Here is a 15,304-nt window from a genome sequence, read left to right on the forward strand (position 1 = left end):
CGTCAAGCTGGTCGCCGAGAACCACAAGGAGCGCCGCGCGCTCGCCACCGACGTGGGCCGCCCGGCCCGCGGCGGCCGCGCCGCCCGCCCCGACCGGCCCGGGTGCCACCGGCGCCACCGGGACGGCCCGGCCGGCGGCGAGGGGTTGAGCGCTCCCGGCGGGGGACGTGTGAGTGCCCTGTGGACGCTGAGTCAAGTTTCCATAACCGCGCGTTTCCGTGGAACGCTGTGCACCGGCGATGACGTTGGTTCCGGTGGCCCACCGTCAGCTTCCCGCCCCGGGAGGGCCCCGGGCGGAACGACCAGGTGCAGCGGACCAGAAGGAGGTGCGGCGTGTCGACGCCGCTTGCCGACACGACCAACCCCGACCTCGGCCTGCTCTACGCCGTCAACGGCCTGGCCAAGCGCTCACCGCAGTGGCTGGACCACCTGGTCTCGTGGATCGGCGAGTACGGCATCCTGATCGGCCTGGCGATGCTCGGCCTGGTGGCCTGGCTGCAGGCCAGACGCCGCCCGGACGCGCCGGTGGCGGTGGCCGGGCTGCTCTGGGTGCCGCTCTCGGTCGCCATCGCCGAGCTGGCGAACCTGCCGATCGCCGCGATCGTCGACCGGCCGCGCCCGTTCGTGGACCACCCCGGGCTGCTGGTGCTGGTGGACGGCAAGGCCGGCACGCACTCCTTCGTGAGCGACCACTCGACCATGACGATGGGCGTGGCGGTGGCGCTGTTCCTGGTGAACCGCCGACTCGGCTGGATCGCCGGGGGCCTGGCCCTGCTGCAGGGCTTCTGCCGGATGTTCATGGGCGTCCACTACCCGACCGACGTGATCGGCGGCTTCGCACTGGCCGCCGCGGTGGTGCTGCTGCTGGCGCCGATCGCGATGGCCGTGCTGGTACCGCTCTGCCACGCGCTGAGCCGCACGGCCGTCGCCCCGCTGATCCGGGCGGCGGAGCGCGGCGGCGCCGCCGCACCGCGCGGGCGGCGGCGCGGGCGCGAGCGGGGGGCGGTGCGCAGCGAGGAGCAGCCGCCGGAGTCCGACCTGGCGGCCTGAGCCGGCGGTCCGTTCCGGCGCCGCTGGTGCCGGGTGCCGGTGGCCGGCCCGAGGGGGGCCGCGGAACCCGTCGTCAGCCCGGCGGGGCGCCGGTCGCGGCGAGGTGCCCGTCCGCCTCGCGGCGGGCCAGGTCGCGCGAGCGGCGGGCCGGGGAGTACCAGCCGCAGCTGCAGGTGGCGAAGGCGAAGGAGCCGCGTTCGCTGACGGCGACGCGGTGTTCGGGCATCCGGGTGCCGGGGGCGGCCGGCAGCTCACTGTGCACGGGATTCACCGTAACGCGCCGGACGCCCGGCGCGCGACGCCGTCCAGGAGCCGCTCGGACGGGAGGGACCGGTGGGTCCCGCGTAACCCTTTGCGGCCCAACTCGTTTGCCCGACAAGAGCTCTGCCCACCCGGTGGTGTCCGGCAGGGCAGTCGGGCCCGAGGGGGTTGCGCGAGGATGAAGATGACCGACCAGCAGCGCGCCGGGCGGCCGGGTCGCCGCCGTCAGGTACCGCACCTGCACTCGGCGGCCGGGGCCGCCCTGCTCGCCGTCGCCCTGGCCGGCCTGACCGCCGGGTGCTCGGCGGGCGGTTCCGCCGCCGACTCCGCGGACCAGCGGTCGGCCGCCCCCGACCAGCTCGCCGCGGACCCGCTGACGGCGGTGCGCAACGCGGCGGACATCACCGGCCGCACCGGCTCCGCGCACACCGCGACCGAGCTGGTCACCGAGTCGTCCGAGAAGAAGGCGGTCTTCTCGGGGACGGGCGGCTACGACTACGTGAAGCGGATCGGGCGGCTGGAGGTCCAGGTGCCCCCGGGCGCGGCGACCACCGGGAAGATCGTCGAGGTGGTCCTGCCCGGCACGGTCTACCTGCAGAACAGCGGCGCGAAGGTGCCCGAGGGCAAGTGGGTCAAGCTGGACGTGCGCCAGCTGCCGGACGGCAACCTGGTCAGCAGCGGGGCGACCGACCCGGCCTCGGCCGCGGGCGCGCTGCGCGGGGCGCAGAAGGCCGACGCGGTGGGCACCGAGACGGTCGACGGGGTGGCGCTGCACCACTACCGCGGCACCCTCGACCTCGCCAAGGCGGCGGACGCGACCGGTGGCCGGGGCGGGGACGGCCTGCGGATGGGGGGCCAGACCTTCACGGTGAAGGAGGTCCCGTACGACGTCTGGCTGGACGACCAGGGCCGGCTGCACAAGGTGGTCGAGGTGTTCACCTTCGCCGGGGTGGCCGGTTCGAAGGAGGCCAAGGACCAGGTGAAGGTGACCTCGACCACCTCGCTGACGGACTTCGGCAAGCCGGTGGAGGCGGCCGAGCCGCCGTCCTCGGACATCTACGCGATGAAGCCCTCGGAGAGCCCGAAGTAGGCCGTCCGGCCACTGCTCCGGCGCCGGGGCGAGACGGGGCGCCGCCGGTGCGGGTGGCCGTCCGGGGAGCGGCGGTCACCCGTTTCGGCGGCGCCGAGATGGCCCGTCCGTGCCATGTGGACGGGCCCCGAAGTGCCTAGGCTGGACGTCGGGTGGCTGCCGCCCGGGCTGGCGAGGCACTGAAGGGGTGGTGCAGGTGGTGTCGTCCACGGGCGGCCGCAGCGGCGGCCACGACGACGCGGCCCTCGACGAGATCGAGCTGGCCGGCGAGCTGATGATCGCCGCGACGGCCAGCGCCGGCGACCGGCTGCCGACCGAGCGGATCGACGAGGTGCTGCTCGACCGGGCCGAGCCCGGGCCGGCCGACGAGCCGACGGAGTCCGGCACCCGGTGACGGCCGTCGGCGCCCGGTAGCCGTCACCGGGTCGACAGGGGGCGGCGGGGGCGCCGGGTCGGCGCCGGCCGCGGGGGCTCAGCTGCGCAGCAGGCGGGCGATCGCGGCCGTGGCCTCCGCCACCTTGGCGTCGAGCTCGGCCCCGCCCTCCTCGGCGGCGGAGGCGACGCAGTGCCGCAGGTGCTCCTCCAGCAGGGAGAGCGCGAAGGACTGCAGGGCCTTGGTGCTGGCCGAGACCTGGGTGAGCACGTCGATGCAGTAGACGTCCTCGTCGACCATCCGCTGGAGGCCGCGGATCTGGCCCTCGATCCGGCGCAGCCGCTTCAGGTGGGCGTCCTTCTGCGCGCTGTAGCCGTGCGGGCCGTGGTGGGCGGCCGCGGCGGGTGCCGGGTCGGTCCCGGGCGCGCCGCCGGGCTCGGGCGCGTGGTCCGGCGCGGTGCGCGCTTGCGTCGTGGTCATCGGCCCGCCTTCGTCTGGGTGCCTGGTGGCTGCGTCGGCCACCAGTGTCCAACACCGGGGGCGTCCGTGGTGTTCCGACGGCCGACGCGGCATGTGCCGTCCGTCCGGGGGCGGCTCCGGGCGCTCCCGGAGGGGCCGGGGGCGGGGTTGAGCCGTCTGAGCGTCGCCCCGGTCCTCCGTCCGCACGACGGGGACGATCCGGGCGGGGTTCCGTCAGACTGGGCCTCAGGTCAGCACCCGGGCGGGCGGTCCGGGGCGGCCGGTGCCACGCCGAACGGAAGGGGAGGTTCCACCTCCGGGGGCACCACCCCGTTTGCGTGAATGCGCTCGGTTGCACCTAGCATCGTTCAGTCCCTACCCCGCACATCGGAGATTTCCGTGCGTTTTAGCCTGACCCCGAAGGAGACGAGCTTCTACGACATGTTCGCCGCGGCCGCGGAGAACCTCGTCGTCGGATCGAAGCTCCTGCTGGAACTGCTGGGATCAGACGTGTCGGCCCGCGCGGAGATCGTCGAGCGCATGCGCGCCGCCGAGCACGCCGGGGACGACACCACCCATGCGGTCTTCCACCAGCTGAACTCGTCCTTCATCACGCCCTTCGACCGCGAGGACATCTACAGCCTCGCCTCGTCGCTGGACGACATCATGGACTTCATGGAGGAGGCCGTCGACCTGGTCGTCCTCTACGACATCCAGACCCTGCCGAAGGGGATCGAGCAGCAGATCGAGGTGCTGGCGCGGGCCGCGGAGCTGACCGCCGAGGCGATGCCGAACCTGCGCACCATGTCGAACCTGACCGAGTACTGGATCGAGGTCAACCGGCTCGAGAACCAGGCCGACCAGATCCACCGCAAGCTGCTCGCCCACCTGTTCTCCGGCCAGTACGACGCCATCGAGGTGCTCAAGCTCAAGCAGGTCGTGGACGTCCTTGAGGAGGCGGCGGACGCTTTCGAGCACGTCGCCAACACGGTGGAGACCATCGCCGTCAAGGAGTCCTGACCCTCGTGGACACGGCTGCACTCATCGCCGTCATCGGCGTTGCGTTCTTCTTCACCTACACCAACGGCTTCCACGACTCGGCGAACGCCATCGCCACCTCGGTCTCGACCCGGGCGCTGACCCCCAGGGCCGCGCTCGCGATGGCCGCCGTGATGAACCTCGCCGGCGCCTTCCTCGGCAGCGGCGTGGCGCACACCGTCTCCAGCGGGATCATCGAGACGCCGAGCGGCAACCAGGGCATGGCGATCCTGTTCGCCGCCCTGATCGGCGCGATCGCCTGGAACCTGGTCACCTGGTACTTCGGTCTGCCGTCCTCCTCCTCGCACGCCCTGTTCGGCGGCCTGGTGGGCGCGGCGCTGGCCGGCGGCACCGAGGTGATCTGGAGCGGAGTGATCGACAAGATCGTCATTCCGATGATCGTCTCGCCGGTGGTCGGCCTGATCGGCGGCTTCCTGGTGATGCTGGCGATCCTGTGGATCTTCCGCCGGGCCAACCCGCACCGCGCCAAGCGCAACTTCCGGGTCGCGCAGACCGCCTCGGCCGCCGCGATGGCGCTGGCGCACGGTCTGCAGGACGCCCAGAAGACCATGGGCATCGTGGTGATGGCGCTCACCATCTCCGGCCGCCAGACCACCGGCGACATCCCGGTCTGGGTGAAGATCTCCTGCGCGACGATGCTCTCGCTGGGCACCTACGCGGGCGGCTGGCGGATCATGCGGACGCTCGGCCGCAAGATCATCGAGCTGGACCCGCCGCAGGGCTTCGCCGCCGAGGCCACCGCCTCGACGGTCATGTACATCACCTCGTTCGTCTTCAAGGCGCCGATCTCCACCACCCACGTGATCACCTCGGCGATCATGGGTGCCGGGGCCACCAAGCGGATCCGCGCGGTGCGCTGGGGCGTCGCCAAGAACATCGTGCTCGGCTGGTTCATCACCATGCCGGCGGCGGGCGCCGTCGCGGCGCTGATCTACTGGTTCGTCCACCTCTTCTGGGGCTGAGCCCCCGGACGTGACAGGGCCCGCCCCCACATCTCGGGGGCGGGCCCTTCTTCATGCTCCACGGCGGCACCGCCATGCAGCACCGCGGAGCAGTCTCGGTCCCGTCGTGCGCGCCGGGCGGCGCGGGACGGGCGGTCCGGTCTAGCCGAAGCGGCCGGAGATGTAGTCCTCGGTCGCCTGGACCGAGGGGTTGGAGAAGATCCGCTGGGTGTCGTCCAGCTCGATCAGCTTGCCCGGCTGGCCGACGCCGGCCAGGTTGAAGAAGGCGGTGCGGTCGCTGACGCGGGCCGCCTGCTGCATGTTGTGGGTCACGATGACGATGGTGAACTGCGACTTCAGCTCGCCGATCAGGTCCTCGATGGCGAGGGTCGAGATCGGGTCGAGCGCGGAGCAGGGCTCGTCCATCAGCAGGACCTGCGGCTCGACCGCGATGGCGCGGGCGATGCAGAGACGCTGCTGCTGACCGCCGGAGAGGCCGGCCCCGGGCTTGTTCAGCCGGGTGTGGACCTCGTTCCAGAGGTTGGCGCCCTTCAGCGAGCGCTCCACCACGTCGTCCAGGACGGACTTCTTGCGCACGCCGGCGAGCTTGAGGCCGGCGATCACGTTGTCGTAGATCGACATGGTCGGGAACGGGTTCGGGCGCTGGAAGACCATGCCGACCGAGCGGCGGACGGCCACCGGGTCGACGCTGGCGCCGTACAGGTTCTCGTCGTCCAGCAGCACCTTGCCCTCGACCCGGGCGCCGGGGATCACCTCGTGCATCCGGTTGAGGGTGCGCAGGAAGGTGGACTTGCCGCAGCCGGAGGGGCCGATGAAGGCCGTCACCGAGCGGGGCTCGATGCTCATCGAGATGTCCTCGATGGCCTTGGTGGTGCCGTAGTAGGCGGACAGTCCGCTGACGTCGATGCGCTTGGCCATGATCGTTACTTCTCTCGCCCGCGGCCTGGGGGCCGCTAATGAATGCTGTGTCGTACGTCAGTCGGTCGTCAGTGTCCGCCCTTGGGCGAGCGCCAGCGTGCGATGCCCCGGGCGATGAGGTTGAGCCCCATCACGAAGGCGATCAGCACCAGCGCGGCACCCCAGGCACGGGCGTAGCCGTAGTCGTTGTTGACCAGCGAGTACTGCTGCCAGATGTACATCGGCAGGGACTGCTGCGGCCCGTCGAACGGGTTGCTGTTGATGTAGTCGGCGCCGAAGACCAGCATCATCACCGGGGCGGTCTCGCCCGTGATGCGGGCGACCGCGAGCATCACACCGGTGGTGATGCCGCCGATCGCGGTGGGGAGGACGATCCGCAGGATGGTCTTCCACTTCGGCACGCCGAGCGCGTACGAGGCCTCGCGCAGCTCGTTCGGGACGAGCTTGAGCATCTCCTCGGTGGACCGGACCACGACCGGCATCATCAGGATCGCCAGCGCGAGGCTGCCCGAGAAGCCGGAGTAGTTGAAGCCCAGGGCGAGGTTCCACAGCGACAGGATGAACAGACCGGCGACGATCGACGGGACACCCGTCATGACGTCGACGAAGAAGGTGACCGCCTTGGCGAGCTTGCCGCGGCCGTACTCGACCAGGTAGACGGCGGTCAGCAGACCGACCGGAGCCGCGATGGCGGTGGCCAGCGCGACCTGCTGCAGGGTGCCGATCAGCGCGTGGTAGATGCCGCCGCCGGGGCCGGACTGGATGACGCCCTTCATCGAGTGGCTCAGGAAGTTCCCGTTGACCACCGCGATGCCCTGCTGGACGGTGTACACCGTCAGCGCGACCAGCGGGACGACGGCCAGGATGAAGGCGACCCAGACCACCGAGGTGGCGAGCCGGTCCTTGGCCTGGCGGCGGCCCTCGACGCGGGCCGAGAGGCCGTAGCCGATCGCCACGAAGAGCAGGGCGGAGATCAGGCCCCACTGCAGGTGGCTCTCCAGCCCGCCGACGGCGCCGATCCCGCAGCCGAGCGCGAGCGAGCCGGCGGCGACGGCGGCCGGGGCCCACTTGGGCAGCCGGTTGGCGGTCAGCGGCCGGCCGGTCGGCCGGGCGTCCGCGGGGACAGAGGCGAGCTCCGAGATCATGCGTTGGCCCCCGAGTACTCCTTGCGGCGGGCGACGATCAGCCGCGCGGCACCGTTCACCAGCAGGGTGATGACGAACAGGACGAGGCCGGAGGCCATCAGGGCGTTGCGGCCGGTGTCACCGGCCTCGGCGAACTTCAGCGCGATGTTCTGCGCGAAGGTGCCGCCCCCCGGGTCGAGGACGTGCAGCGAGAGGACGTTGCTCGCGGAGAGCACCACGGCGACCGCGATGGTCTCGCCGAGGGCGCGGCCGAGGCCGAGCATCGAGGCCGAGATGATGCCGGGGCGGCCGAACGGCAGCACCGAGGTGCGGATCATCTCCCAGCGGGTCGCGCCGAGCGCGAGAGCCGCCTCCTCGTGCATCCGCGGCACCTGGCGGAACACCTCGCGGGAGACCGCGGTGATGATCGGCAGGATCATGATCGCCAGCAGGATGCCGACCGTGAACAGGTTGCGCGGGGTGGTGCCGGTCTTGGTCTGGTCGAAGACGTACGTCCAGCCCAGGTACTCGTTCAGCCAGCTGGTCAGGCCGTCCATGTGCGGCACCAGGAAGAGCGCGCCCCAGAGGCCGTACACGATGCTGGGCACGGCGGCCAGCAGGTCCACCAGGTAGGCGAAGGGCTGGGCGATCCGGCGCGGCGCGTAGTGCGAGATGAACAGCGCGATCCCGATCGCCACCGGGACGGCGATCACCATCGCGATGATGGCGCTGACGATCGTGCCGAAGACCAGGACGGCGATGCCGAAGACCGGCTTCGGGGCGTCCGGCGCCCATTCGAAGGTGGTGAGGAAGTTGCCCTGGTCCTTGCTGAGCGCCAGGCCCGTCCGCCAGGTCAGGAAGCCGGCGATGGCGGCCATGATGACCAGCAGGAAGATGCCCGAACCCCGAGCGAGGTTCATGAAGACCTTGTCGCCGAAGCGGCTGTCGCGCTTCCGGCGTTCCCTGCCTCGCGGGGCGGCAGGGGAGGATGAAGTCATTGTCTACTCCGGTCTGGTGGTGCCGCCCCGGAAGGGGGGACGGCACCATGGCGGCGGTGCCCCGGACGTGGTGCTGGGTCAGTGCGTTCCGGTGGGGCGGCCGCGGCCCCCCTCGCTCACGGGGCCGCCCCACCGGTCGTGCCGTACGGTCAGGCCAGGGTCGGGACGACCGCGTTGACCTTGTCCGTCAGCTCCTTCGGCAGCGGGACGTAGCCCTTCTCGCCGATCGCCTTCTGGCCCGCGTCGCTGATGGTGTAGCTCAGGAAGGCCTTCAGGGTGTCCAGCGTGTCGGCCTTGTTGCCCTTGTCGCAGACGATCTCGTAGGTGACCAGGACCAGCGGGTAGGAGCCCTCGTCCTTGGTCGCGTAGTCGAGCGTCAGCGCCAGGTCGCTGCCGGTGCCGGCGACCTTGGCCTTGGCGAAGGTGTTGGCGGCGTTCTCGGCGGTGGCCGCGACCGGCTTGGAGGCGCCGGTGTTGATGGCGGCGCTCTTCAGGTTGTTGGTCTGGGCGAAGGAGAGCTCGACGTAGCTGATCGAGTTCTTGACCTGCTTCACCTGGGCCGCGACGCCGGCGCTGCCGTTGGCCGACTGGCCGCCCTTGGCCGCCCAGGTCTTGCTGGACGGGTAGGTCCAGGCGCCGCCCGAGGCCTTGGAGAAGTACTTGGTCAGGTTGTCGGTGGTGCCGGAGTCGTCCGAGCGGTGGAACGACTGGATGTCGGCGTCCGGCAGCTTGGCGCCCGGGTTGAGGGCGGCGATCGCCGGGTCGTTCCACTTGGTGATCTGCGAGTCGAAGATCTTGGCGGCGGTGGGGCCGTCCAGGACCAGGTTGTCGACGTTGTCCACGTTGTAGACGAGCGAGATCAGACCGCCGACCATCGGGAGGTCGATGCCCTGGCCGCCGGTGCAGACCGCCTTGGTCGCGTCGACCTCGGCCGGCTTCAGGGCCGAGTCGGAGCCCGCGAACTGGACCTTGCCCTGGGTGAACTGCTGGACGCCCGCGCCGGAGCCCACGCCGCCGTAGTTGACCGTGGTGCCGGAGCAGGCCGCACCGAAGGTGGTCTTCCACACGTCGATCGCGTTGCCCTGGGCGGTCGAGCCGGCGGCGATCAGCGCACCGGGCTTGCCACAGTTGATCGCCGCGGTGGCCGAGGCCGAACCGCTGGAGCCGTTGGACGCCGTGGTGTTGTTGTTATCGTCCGAGCCGCAGGCGGCGAGCGACAGCGAGCTGACGAGCGCCATGGCACCGATGGCGAGGGCCTTGGAGCGGCCGTTCCGCTGGAGCTTCACTGGGGTGTCCCTTTCTGTGGCATTGCCCGTCGCGCGGGCCGTGCGAGGACGGCGGAGCGCGGGTTTTGCTGTGGTCCGGGGCCCGTGCGGCCCTCCGGTAGACCCGAAGTTAGGCCGGGTAAGTGACACGACAGCCGGTCGCAAGTGAACGGGGAGTGAACCTCGAACGGATGACAGGAAACTACGTCAGGTAGTAACGGTTGCGTCACGGCAAGGGCGCGACGAGATCACTTCCGCCGGTCCTCCGCCGACGGCACCCCGCCCGCCCGCACCGGCCGCGCCCCCAGGACCAGCAGCAGGGCGTCGACCAGCAGCCGGTCGCGCCCGTGCGTCAGCCGCGCGCGGGCCTTGCCCGCCGGCAGCCACTCCAGCCGGTCCACCTCGCGGTTCGGCCGGAAGGCCCCGCCCGACGGCACCGCCGCCCAGTACCGGACCTCCTTCGGCCGGCCCTGCACCAGGTAGTGCTGGGACGGCAGCTCCGGTCCCAGCACGCAGGAGTAGCCGGTCTCCTCCCGCACCTCGCGCAGCGCCGCCGCGACCATTCCCTCCCCCGGGTCGAGCTTGCCCTTCGGCAGGCTCCAGTCGTCGTACTTGGGCCGGTGGATCACCGCGATCCGCGGCCGCCCCAGCCGGCCGCTCTTCTTCGGCCGGCCGGGCAGCCACAGCACCGCGCCGGCCGCCAGGATCACCGGGGCGTGCGCCGCCCTCGTCGTGGGGCTGTCCTCTGCCCGCCCGGTGCTCAGGCGATCACGCAATTCAGGCCGTCCGTGGTGCGGGGGAATGCCCCCAGCCCTCGGCAGGGGGGAGGTCCGGCCAGCCGTCCGGGCCGGGCGACAGGTCGGGCCACCGGCGGCAGAAGGCGTACCGCGCCGCCTCCACCTCCAGTCGCTGATCAGCATGCACCACGCCCAGCACGTACGCGGTCGCCGGGGTGATCCGCGGCGTCCGCGCCGCCGTGGCCGCGGTCACCGCCGCGTCCGCCGCCTCCTGGTGCCGGCCCAGCACCGCGTCCAGCTCGTCCAGCTCCGCCGCACCCCGGCCGCACACCTCCGACGCGTACCGGGCCCGCTTCACCAGGATCCGCGTCCGCGCCCACGGGGCGTCGTCGGCCGCCAGCGCCGCGTCCGCGTCCGCCGGGCCCCGCGCCGCGGGCACCGCGCCCAGCCGGCGCATGCCGTCCCCGCCGTACGGCGTGGCGGCCCGCTGCAGCGGGAGCTGCTGGGCGCTGGCCGACAGGGCCGCGAACGCGGCGGCCGCCTGCGGCAGCAGCACCGCCGCCGCCCGCCCGCCCGCCGCCTCCAGCAGCGGGGCCTCGCCGACCAGCAGGGTCATCCGGTCCGCCAGCGCGTGCAGCCGGGCCGAGCGGAGCTCCTGGAGCACCGAGGAGTGCGCCCGGGTGCGGGCCAGGGTCAGCTGCCGGTCCAGCAGCGCCCGCGCCTTGGGCGCCCCGGCGTGCCCGGCCAGCATGCCCGTCCCCTCCGGGTCGCTGCCGCTCAGCGAGTCCAGCGCGCCCAGCAGGCGGGCCGAGCGGCGGACGTAGCCGGGCTCCAGCGCCAGCAGGTTGAGCAGCCAGCGCAGCTCGGTGCGCGACTCCTGGGCCCAGCCCTGCTCGAACAGCGTGCCGAAGGTGTGCAGCAGCCCGCCGACCCGCCGCACCGACCGCAGCAGGTCCGCGGTGCCGGCCGCCGGGACGACCGCGGCCGTCCCCGGTCTGGCGCCGACCTCGCCCACCGCCAGCGGCAGGGCGCGCAGGAACGCGCCCGCCTGGGCGGTGAGATGGCTGGAGAGGATGTCCCCGGCGGTCGCGGTGGAGGCCGCCTGGGCCGTCATCGGCGCATCGGTCATGGCGTGGTAGATCCCCGTTCCCCCGGGTTCGTCCCCCGGGGCTGGTGGCCGACCGCTGGAGCTCCGGCCCGCGGGCATCGGGGCCGGTGGCTCCAGCGGCTCGCATCAGTGGTCGCGTCAGCGCGAGGTGGCGGCCCGGCGGCGCTGGCGCGAGTCGATGAGCAGGTCCTGGACGTGCCGCAGCGACCGGCCCTCGGCGTCCTGCGAGTGGCGGGTCCACGCGCCGTCCGGCCCCAGGTGCCAGGACTCGGTCTCGTCCGACACCCCGAGGTCGATCAGCCCGGACAGTTCGGCGCGGTGCGCGGGATCGGTGATCCGCAGCAGCGCCTCGATCCGGCGGTCCAGGTTGCGGTGCATCATGTCGGCGCTGCCGATCCAGACCTCCGGGTCGCCGTTGTTGCCGAACACGAAGATCCGGGAGTGCTCCAGGAAGCGCCCCAGGATGCTGCGCACCCGGATGTTCTCGCTCAGCCCGGGCACCCCCGGCCGGATCGCACAGATCCCGCGCACCCAGACGTCCACCGGCACCCCGGCCTGCGAGGCCCGGTACAGCGCGTCGATCACGGCCTCGTCGACGATCGAGTTGACCTTGAGCTTCACGTGGGCCGGGCGGCCGGCCCGGTGGTGGGCGATCTCGTTGTGGATCCGCGACACCAGGCCGTCGCGCAGACCGCGCGGGGCGGTCAGCAGACGGCGGTAGGACTCCCGGCGCGAGTACCCGGAGAGCCGGTTGAACAGGTCCGAGAGGTCCGCCCCGACCTGCGGGTCCGAGGTCAGCAGCCCCAGGTCCTCGTAGAGCCGGGCGGTCTTCGGGTGGTAGTTGCCGGTGCCCACGTGCGAGTAGCGGCGCAGGGTGTCGCCCTCCTGGCGGACGACCAGCGACAGCTTGCAGTGCGTCTTCAGCCCGACCAGGCCGTACACCACGTGGCAGCCGGCCTCCTCGAGCTTGCGGGCCCACTTGATGTTGGCCTGCTCGTCGAAGCGCGCCTTGATCTCGACCAGCACCAGCACCTGCTTGCCGGACTCCGCCGCGTCGATCAGCGCGTCCACGATCGGCGAGTCGCCCGAGGTGCGGTACAGCGTCTGCTTGATCGCGAGCACGTCCGGGTCGGCGGCGGCCTGCTCCAGGAAGGCCTGGACCGAAGTGGAGAAGCTGTCGTACGGGTGGTGCAGCAGCACGTCCCGCTCGCGCATCGCGGCGAAGATGTCCGGCTGCGAGGCCGATTCGACGTCGGTCAGTCCGCGCGCGGTGCCCGCCACGAACTTCGGGTACTTCAGCTCCGGACGGTCCAGCTCGGCGATGCCGAACAGACCGGTCAGGTCCAGCGGCCCGGGCAGCGGGAAGACCTCCGCCTCGGTGATGTTCAGCTCCCGCACCAGCAGGTCCAGGATGTAGGGGTCGATGGACTCCTCGACCTCCAGCCGCACCGGCGGGCCGAAGCGCCGCCGCATCAGCTCCTTCTCCAGGGCCTTGAGGATGTTCTCGGTGTCGTCCTCCTCCACCTCGAGGTCCTCGTTGCGGGTGACCCGGAACGCGTGGTGGGCCAGCACCTCCATGCCGGGGAAGAGCTCCTCCAGGTGCGCTCCCATCACGTCCTCGAGCGGGACGTAGCGCTGCGGCGAGGCCTCCAGGAAGCGGGCCAGCGACTGCGGCACCTTCACCCTGGCGAAGTGCTTGTGCCCGGACACCGGGTTGCGCACCACGACGGCCAGGTTGAGCGAGAGTCCCGATATGTACGGGAAGGGGTGCGCCGGGTCGACCGCCAGCGGGGTCAGCACGGGGAAGATCTTCTGCCGGAACAGCGTGTGCAGCCGGGCCTGCTCCTTCTCCGCCAGCTCCGGCCAGCGGACCACCTCGATGCCCTCGGCGGCGAGGTCCGGCAGCACCTCCTGCTGGAAGGCCGCGGCGTGCCTGGCCATCAGCTCCCGCGAGCGGGTCCAGATCAGGTCCAGCACCTCGCGCGGCTGCAGGCCCGAGGCGCTGCGCTGGGCGACGCCGGTGGCGATGCGGCGCTTCAGCCCGGCCACCCGGACCATGAAGAACTCGTCCAGGTTGCTCGCGAAGATGGCGAGGAACTTGGCCCGCTCCAGCAACGGGATCCCCGGGTCCTCGGCGAGCTCCAGGACGCGCTCGTTGAAGGCGAGCCAGCTGCGCTCGCGATCGAGGAAGCGGCCCTGGGGCAGGGCGTCGAACTCCTGCTCGTCCTCGGCCGGCAGCTCGGGCGGTATCCCCAGCGCACTGGACATCCGGGCCGGCGGGGACAGCGCGGCAGAGACGGGGCGAGGAATGCTCATGGGCTCCAGCTCCTCCAGCAGCAGGACGGCGTCCGGACGCGAATGGCTCTGCGGGCCGTCGTCCTCACCCGTGGCCAGCGCCCACCCGCCGGGCGCGGTCTGTACAGGGCCGGCCGACGCGTGGCGGTCGACTCTGCACGAGCGAGACACTACGGACTTCATCCTGTGATCTTCGCGGCAGCAATTGAATCCACGGTAAACACCGCATGGCCAGGAGGAAAGCTGAGTCGGTCGGGGCAAGGGCCGGTGTCGTCCGACCCCTTGCCCCGGGCCGCCCGGTCGGGCTAGTGGGCCCACCGGGACCGGCCCCCGGTCCGCTTCCCGCCGGGACCGCCGGGCCGTCCCGATCGTCCGGGCCGTCGGGGCTGTCCTGGCTGTCCTGGCTGTCCTGGGTGTCCCAGCCGATTCGGCCTCGTCGGCCTAGTCGGACGCACCGACCTGGCCGGACGGGCCGGCCTGGTGGTGCACGCGGTACATGAGGTCCACCTCGTGGATGGTGAACCCCAGTCGTTCATATACCCGCACGGCGGCCGGATTGTCAGCGTCGACGTAGAGCAGCACGGTCTCCAGCCCGCGCTCGCCCCCGCCTGAGCCGGTCAGGTGACGGAGGCCGGCCGCGGTGAGCGCACGGCCCAGCCCGCTGCCCTGCTCGGCCGGGTCCACCCCGACCACGTACACCTCGCCCAGGGCGGGCTCGGTGGCGGTGGCGGGGTGCACCTTCGTCCAGTGAAAGCCGACCACCCGGCCGTTCCGGGTGGCCAGGAAGAAGCCCGCCGGGTCGAACCACGGCTCCGCCAGCCGCTCGGCGAGGTCCTGCTCCGTCCAGGCACCCTGCTCCGGGTGGTGGGCGAAGGCCAGCGCGTTCAGCCGCAGCCACTCCGCGTCGTCCTCCCCCGGACGGAAGGTGCGGAGCTCGACGCCCCCGGGGACGGCGACGGCCTCGGTCTGCGGCCCGGTGCGGCGCATCTGCCTCAGCTCGCGGACCAGCTCGGCGCCGTACGCCCCGGCCAGGTGCCGGGCCGCCGGATGACCGCCGTGCACCCAGAAGTCCACCGCGTCGCGCCCCGCCCGGTGGGCCTCCGCCAGCACCGCGTCCACCAGCGGACGGGCCAGGCCCCGGCCACGGGCCGCCGGGTCGACCACCAGCTCGGCGGCCGGGCGCTCCTGGATCTCCAGCTGGCCGTAGCCGACGACGGCCCCCGCGCCACCGGTCTCCGCCGCCGCGGGCCCGCCGGCGCCCTCGCTCTCGACGAAGTGGGTGACCGACCCGCGAGGCGTGTCCGAGGAACGGAGCCGGAGCCGGCCCTGCTCGGACACCGCGGCCCGACCGTCCACCACCTGGGCGTCCGCCAGGACCCGCAGGGCACCCTCGCGCTGCTCGGGCCGGAGCACACTGTTCGCCATGACCGTCGTCTGATCGTCCATGCCCTGACAATACGTCACCGGAAATGCAAAGAACCCCCGATCCGGAACGGATCAGGGGTTCTTTGTGAATGATTGTTCGGCGGCGTCCTACTCTCCCACAGGGTCCCCCCTGCAGTACCATCGGCGCTGTGAGGCTTAGCTTCCGGGTTCGGAATGTAA

General features: G+C 72.1%; 15 protein-coding genes and 1 rRNA gene. 5 read left to right on the top strand and 11 right to left on the bottom strand.

What is annotated here, in order from left to right:
* Positions 1-333 precede the first annotated feature (333 nt).
* Positions 334-1,050 (top strand): phosphatase PAP2 family protein, encoded by a 717-nt coding sequence (locus AB0N04_RS37885; RefSeq protein WP_360214963.1) that lies wholly within the window; start codon positions 334-336, stop codon positions 1,048-1,050.
* A gap of 73 nt (positions 1,051-1,123) precedes the next feature.
* Here the strand turns inward: AB0N04_RS37885 and AB0N04_RS37890 are convergent, their stop codons facing one another.
* A complete protein-coding gene (locus AB0N04_RS37890; RefSeq protein WP_360214960.1) occupies positions 1,124-1,312 on the bottom strand; it encodes a hypothetical protein in 189 nt (62 codons plus the stop codon).
* Positions 1,313-1,495: 183 nt separating this feature from the next.
* Between AB0N04_RS37890 and AB0N04_RS37895 the strand changes: the two genes are divergently transcribed.
* Positions 1,496-2,401 carry a hypothetical protein gene (locus AB0N04_RS37895; RefSeq protein ID WP_360214957.1) on the top strand — a complete coding sequence of 302 codons (906 nt, stop codon included), beginning with the start codon at positions 1,496-1,498 and terminating at the stop codon, positions 2,399-2,401.
* Between the two features lie 199 nt (positions 2,402-2,600).
* On the top strand, positions 2,601-2,795 hold the full coding sequence (locus AB0N04_RS37900) for a hypothetical protein (RefSeq protein WP_360215109.1): 195 nt from the start codon (positions 2,601-2,603) through the stop codon (positions 2,793-2,795).
* 78 nt (positions 2,796-2,873) lie between these two features.
* On the opposite strand, the gene AB0N04_RS37905 is transcribed toward AB0N04_RS37900, so the two are convergent.
* Positions 2,874-3,254, bottom strand: coding sequence for a metal-sensitive transcriptional regulator (locus AB0N04_RS37905; RefSeq protein ID WP_360214954.1), 381 nt, complete (start codon positions 3,252-3,254; stop codon positions 2,874-2,876).
* A gap of 378 nt (positions 3,255-3,632) precedes the next feature.
* On the opposite strand from AB0N04_RS37905, the gene AB0N04_RS37910 reads away from it, so the two are divergent.
* Entirely contained in the window at positions 3,633-4,253 is a 621-nt protein-coding gene (locus AB0N04_RS37910; protein ID WP_329489086.1) for a DUF47 family protein, read from the top strand.
* A gap of 5 nt (positions 4,254-4,258) precedes the next feature.
* Positions 4,259-5,254, top strand: a complete 996-nt coding sequence (locus AB0N04_RS37915) for an inorganic phosphate transporter (RefSeq protein WP_360214951.1) — start codon at positions 4,259-4,261, stop codon at positions 5,252-5,254.
* 141 nt (positions 5,255-5,395) lie between these two features.
* Here AB0N04_RS37915 and pstB read toward each other — a convergent pair whose 3' ends face one another.
* The 9 genes from pstB to rrf all read right to left on the bottom strand — a co-directional run.
* Positions 5,396-6,172: a phosphate ABC transporter ATP-binding protein PstB gene (pstB, locus tag AB0N04_RS37920; protein WP_360214948.1), complete on the bottom strand. Its 777-nt coding sequence runs from the start codon at positions 6,170-6,172 to the stop codon at positions 5,396-5,398.
* 68 nt (positions 6,173-6,240) lie between these two features.
* On the bottom strand, positions 6,241-7,317 hold the full coding sequence (gene pstA / locus AB0N04_RS37925; protein WP_360214945.1) for a phosphate ABC transporter permease PstA: 1,077 nt from the start codon (positions 7,315-7,317) through the stop codon (positions 6,241-6,243).
* Positions 7,314-8,294 carry a phosphate ABC transporter permease subunit PstC gene (pstC, locus tag AB0N04_RS37930; protein ID WP_360214942.1) on the bottom strand — a complete coding sequence of 327 codons (981 nt, stop codon included), beginning with the start codon at positions 8,292-8,294 and terminating at the stop codon, positions 7,314-7,316. Before pstC ends, pstA begins: the two co-directional genes overlap by 4 nt.
* 149 nt (positions 8,295-8,443) lie before the next feature.
* Positions 8,444-9,580: a phosphate ABC transporter substrate-binding protein PstS gene (gene pstS / locus AB0N04_RS37935; RefSeq protein WP_360214939.1), complete on the bottom strand. Its 1,137-nt coding sequence runs from the start codon at positions 9,578-9,580 to the stop codon at positions 8,444-8,446.
* Positions 9,581-9,807: 227 nt separating this feature from the next.
* A complete protein-coding gene (locus AB0N04_RS37940; RefSeq protein ID WP_360215106.1) occupies positions 9,808-10,248 on the bottom strand; it encodes an NUDIX hydrolase in 441 nt (146 codons plus the stop codon).
* An 88-nt stretch (positions 10,249-10,336) separates the two neighbouring features.
* Complete coding sequence (locus tag AB0N04_RS37945; protein ID WP_360214936.1) at positions 10,337-11,425, bottom strand: CHAD domain-containing protein; 1,089 nt, start codon at positions 11,423-11,425, stop codon at positions 10,337-10,339.
* A gap of 117 nt (positions 11,426-11,542) precedes the next feature.
* Positions 11,543-13,720: an RNA degradosome polyphosphate kinase gene (locus AB0N04_RS37950; RefSeq protein ID WP_360214933.1), complete on the bottom strand. Its 2,178-nt coding sequence runs from the start codon at positions 13,718-13,720 to the stop codon at positions 11,543-11,545.
* A gap of 420 nt (positions 13,721-14,140) precedes the next feature.
* Positions 14,141-15,124, bottom strand: coding sequence for a mycothiol synthase (gene mshD / locus AB0N04_RS37955; protein ID WP_360215104.1), 984 nt, complete (start codon positions 15,122-15,124; stop codon positions 14,141-14,143).
* A 95-nt stretch (positions 15,125-15,219) separates the two neighbouring features.
* Positions 15,220-15,304, bottom strand: a 5S ribosomal RNA gene (rrf, locus tag AB0N04_RS37960); the annotation flags it as partial.

Source organism: Kitasatospora sp. NPDC051702, assembly GCF_040681575.1.
Lineage (GTDB): Bacteria > Actinomycetota > Actinomycetes > Streptomycetales > Streptomycetaceae > Kitasatospora.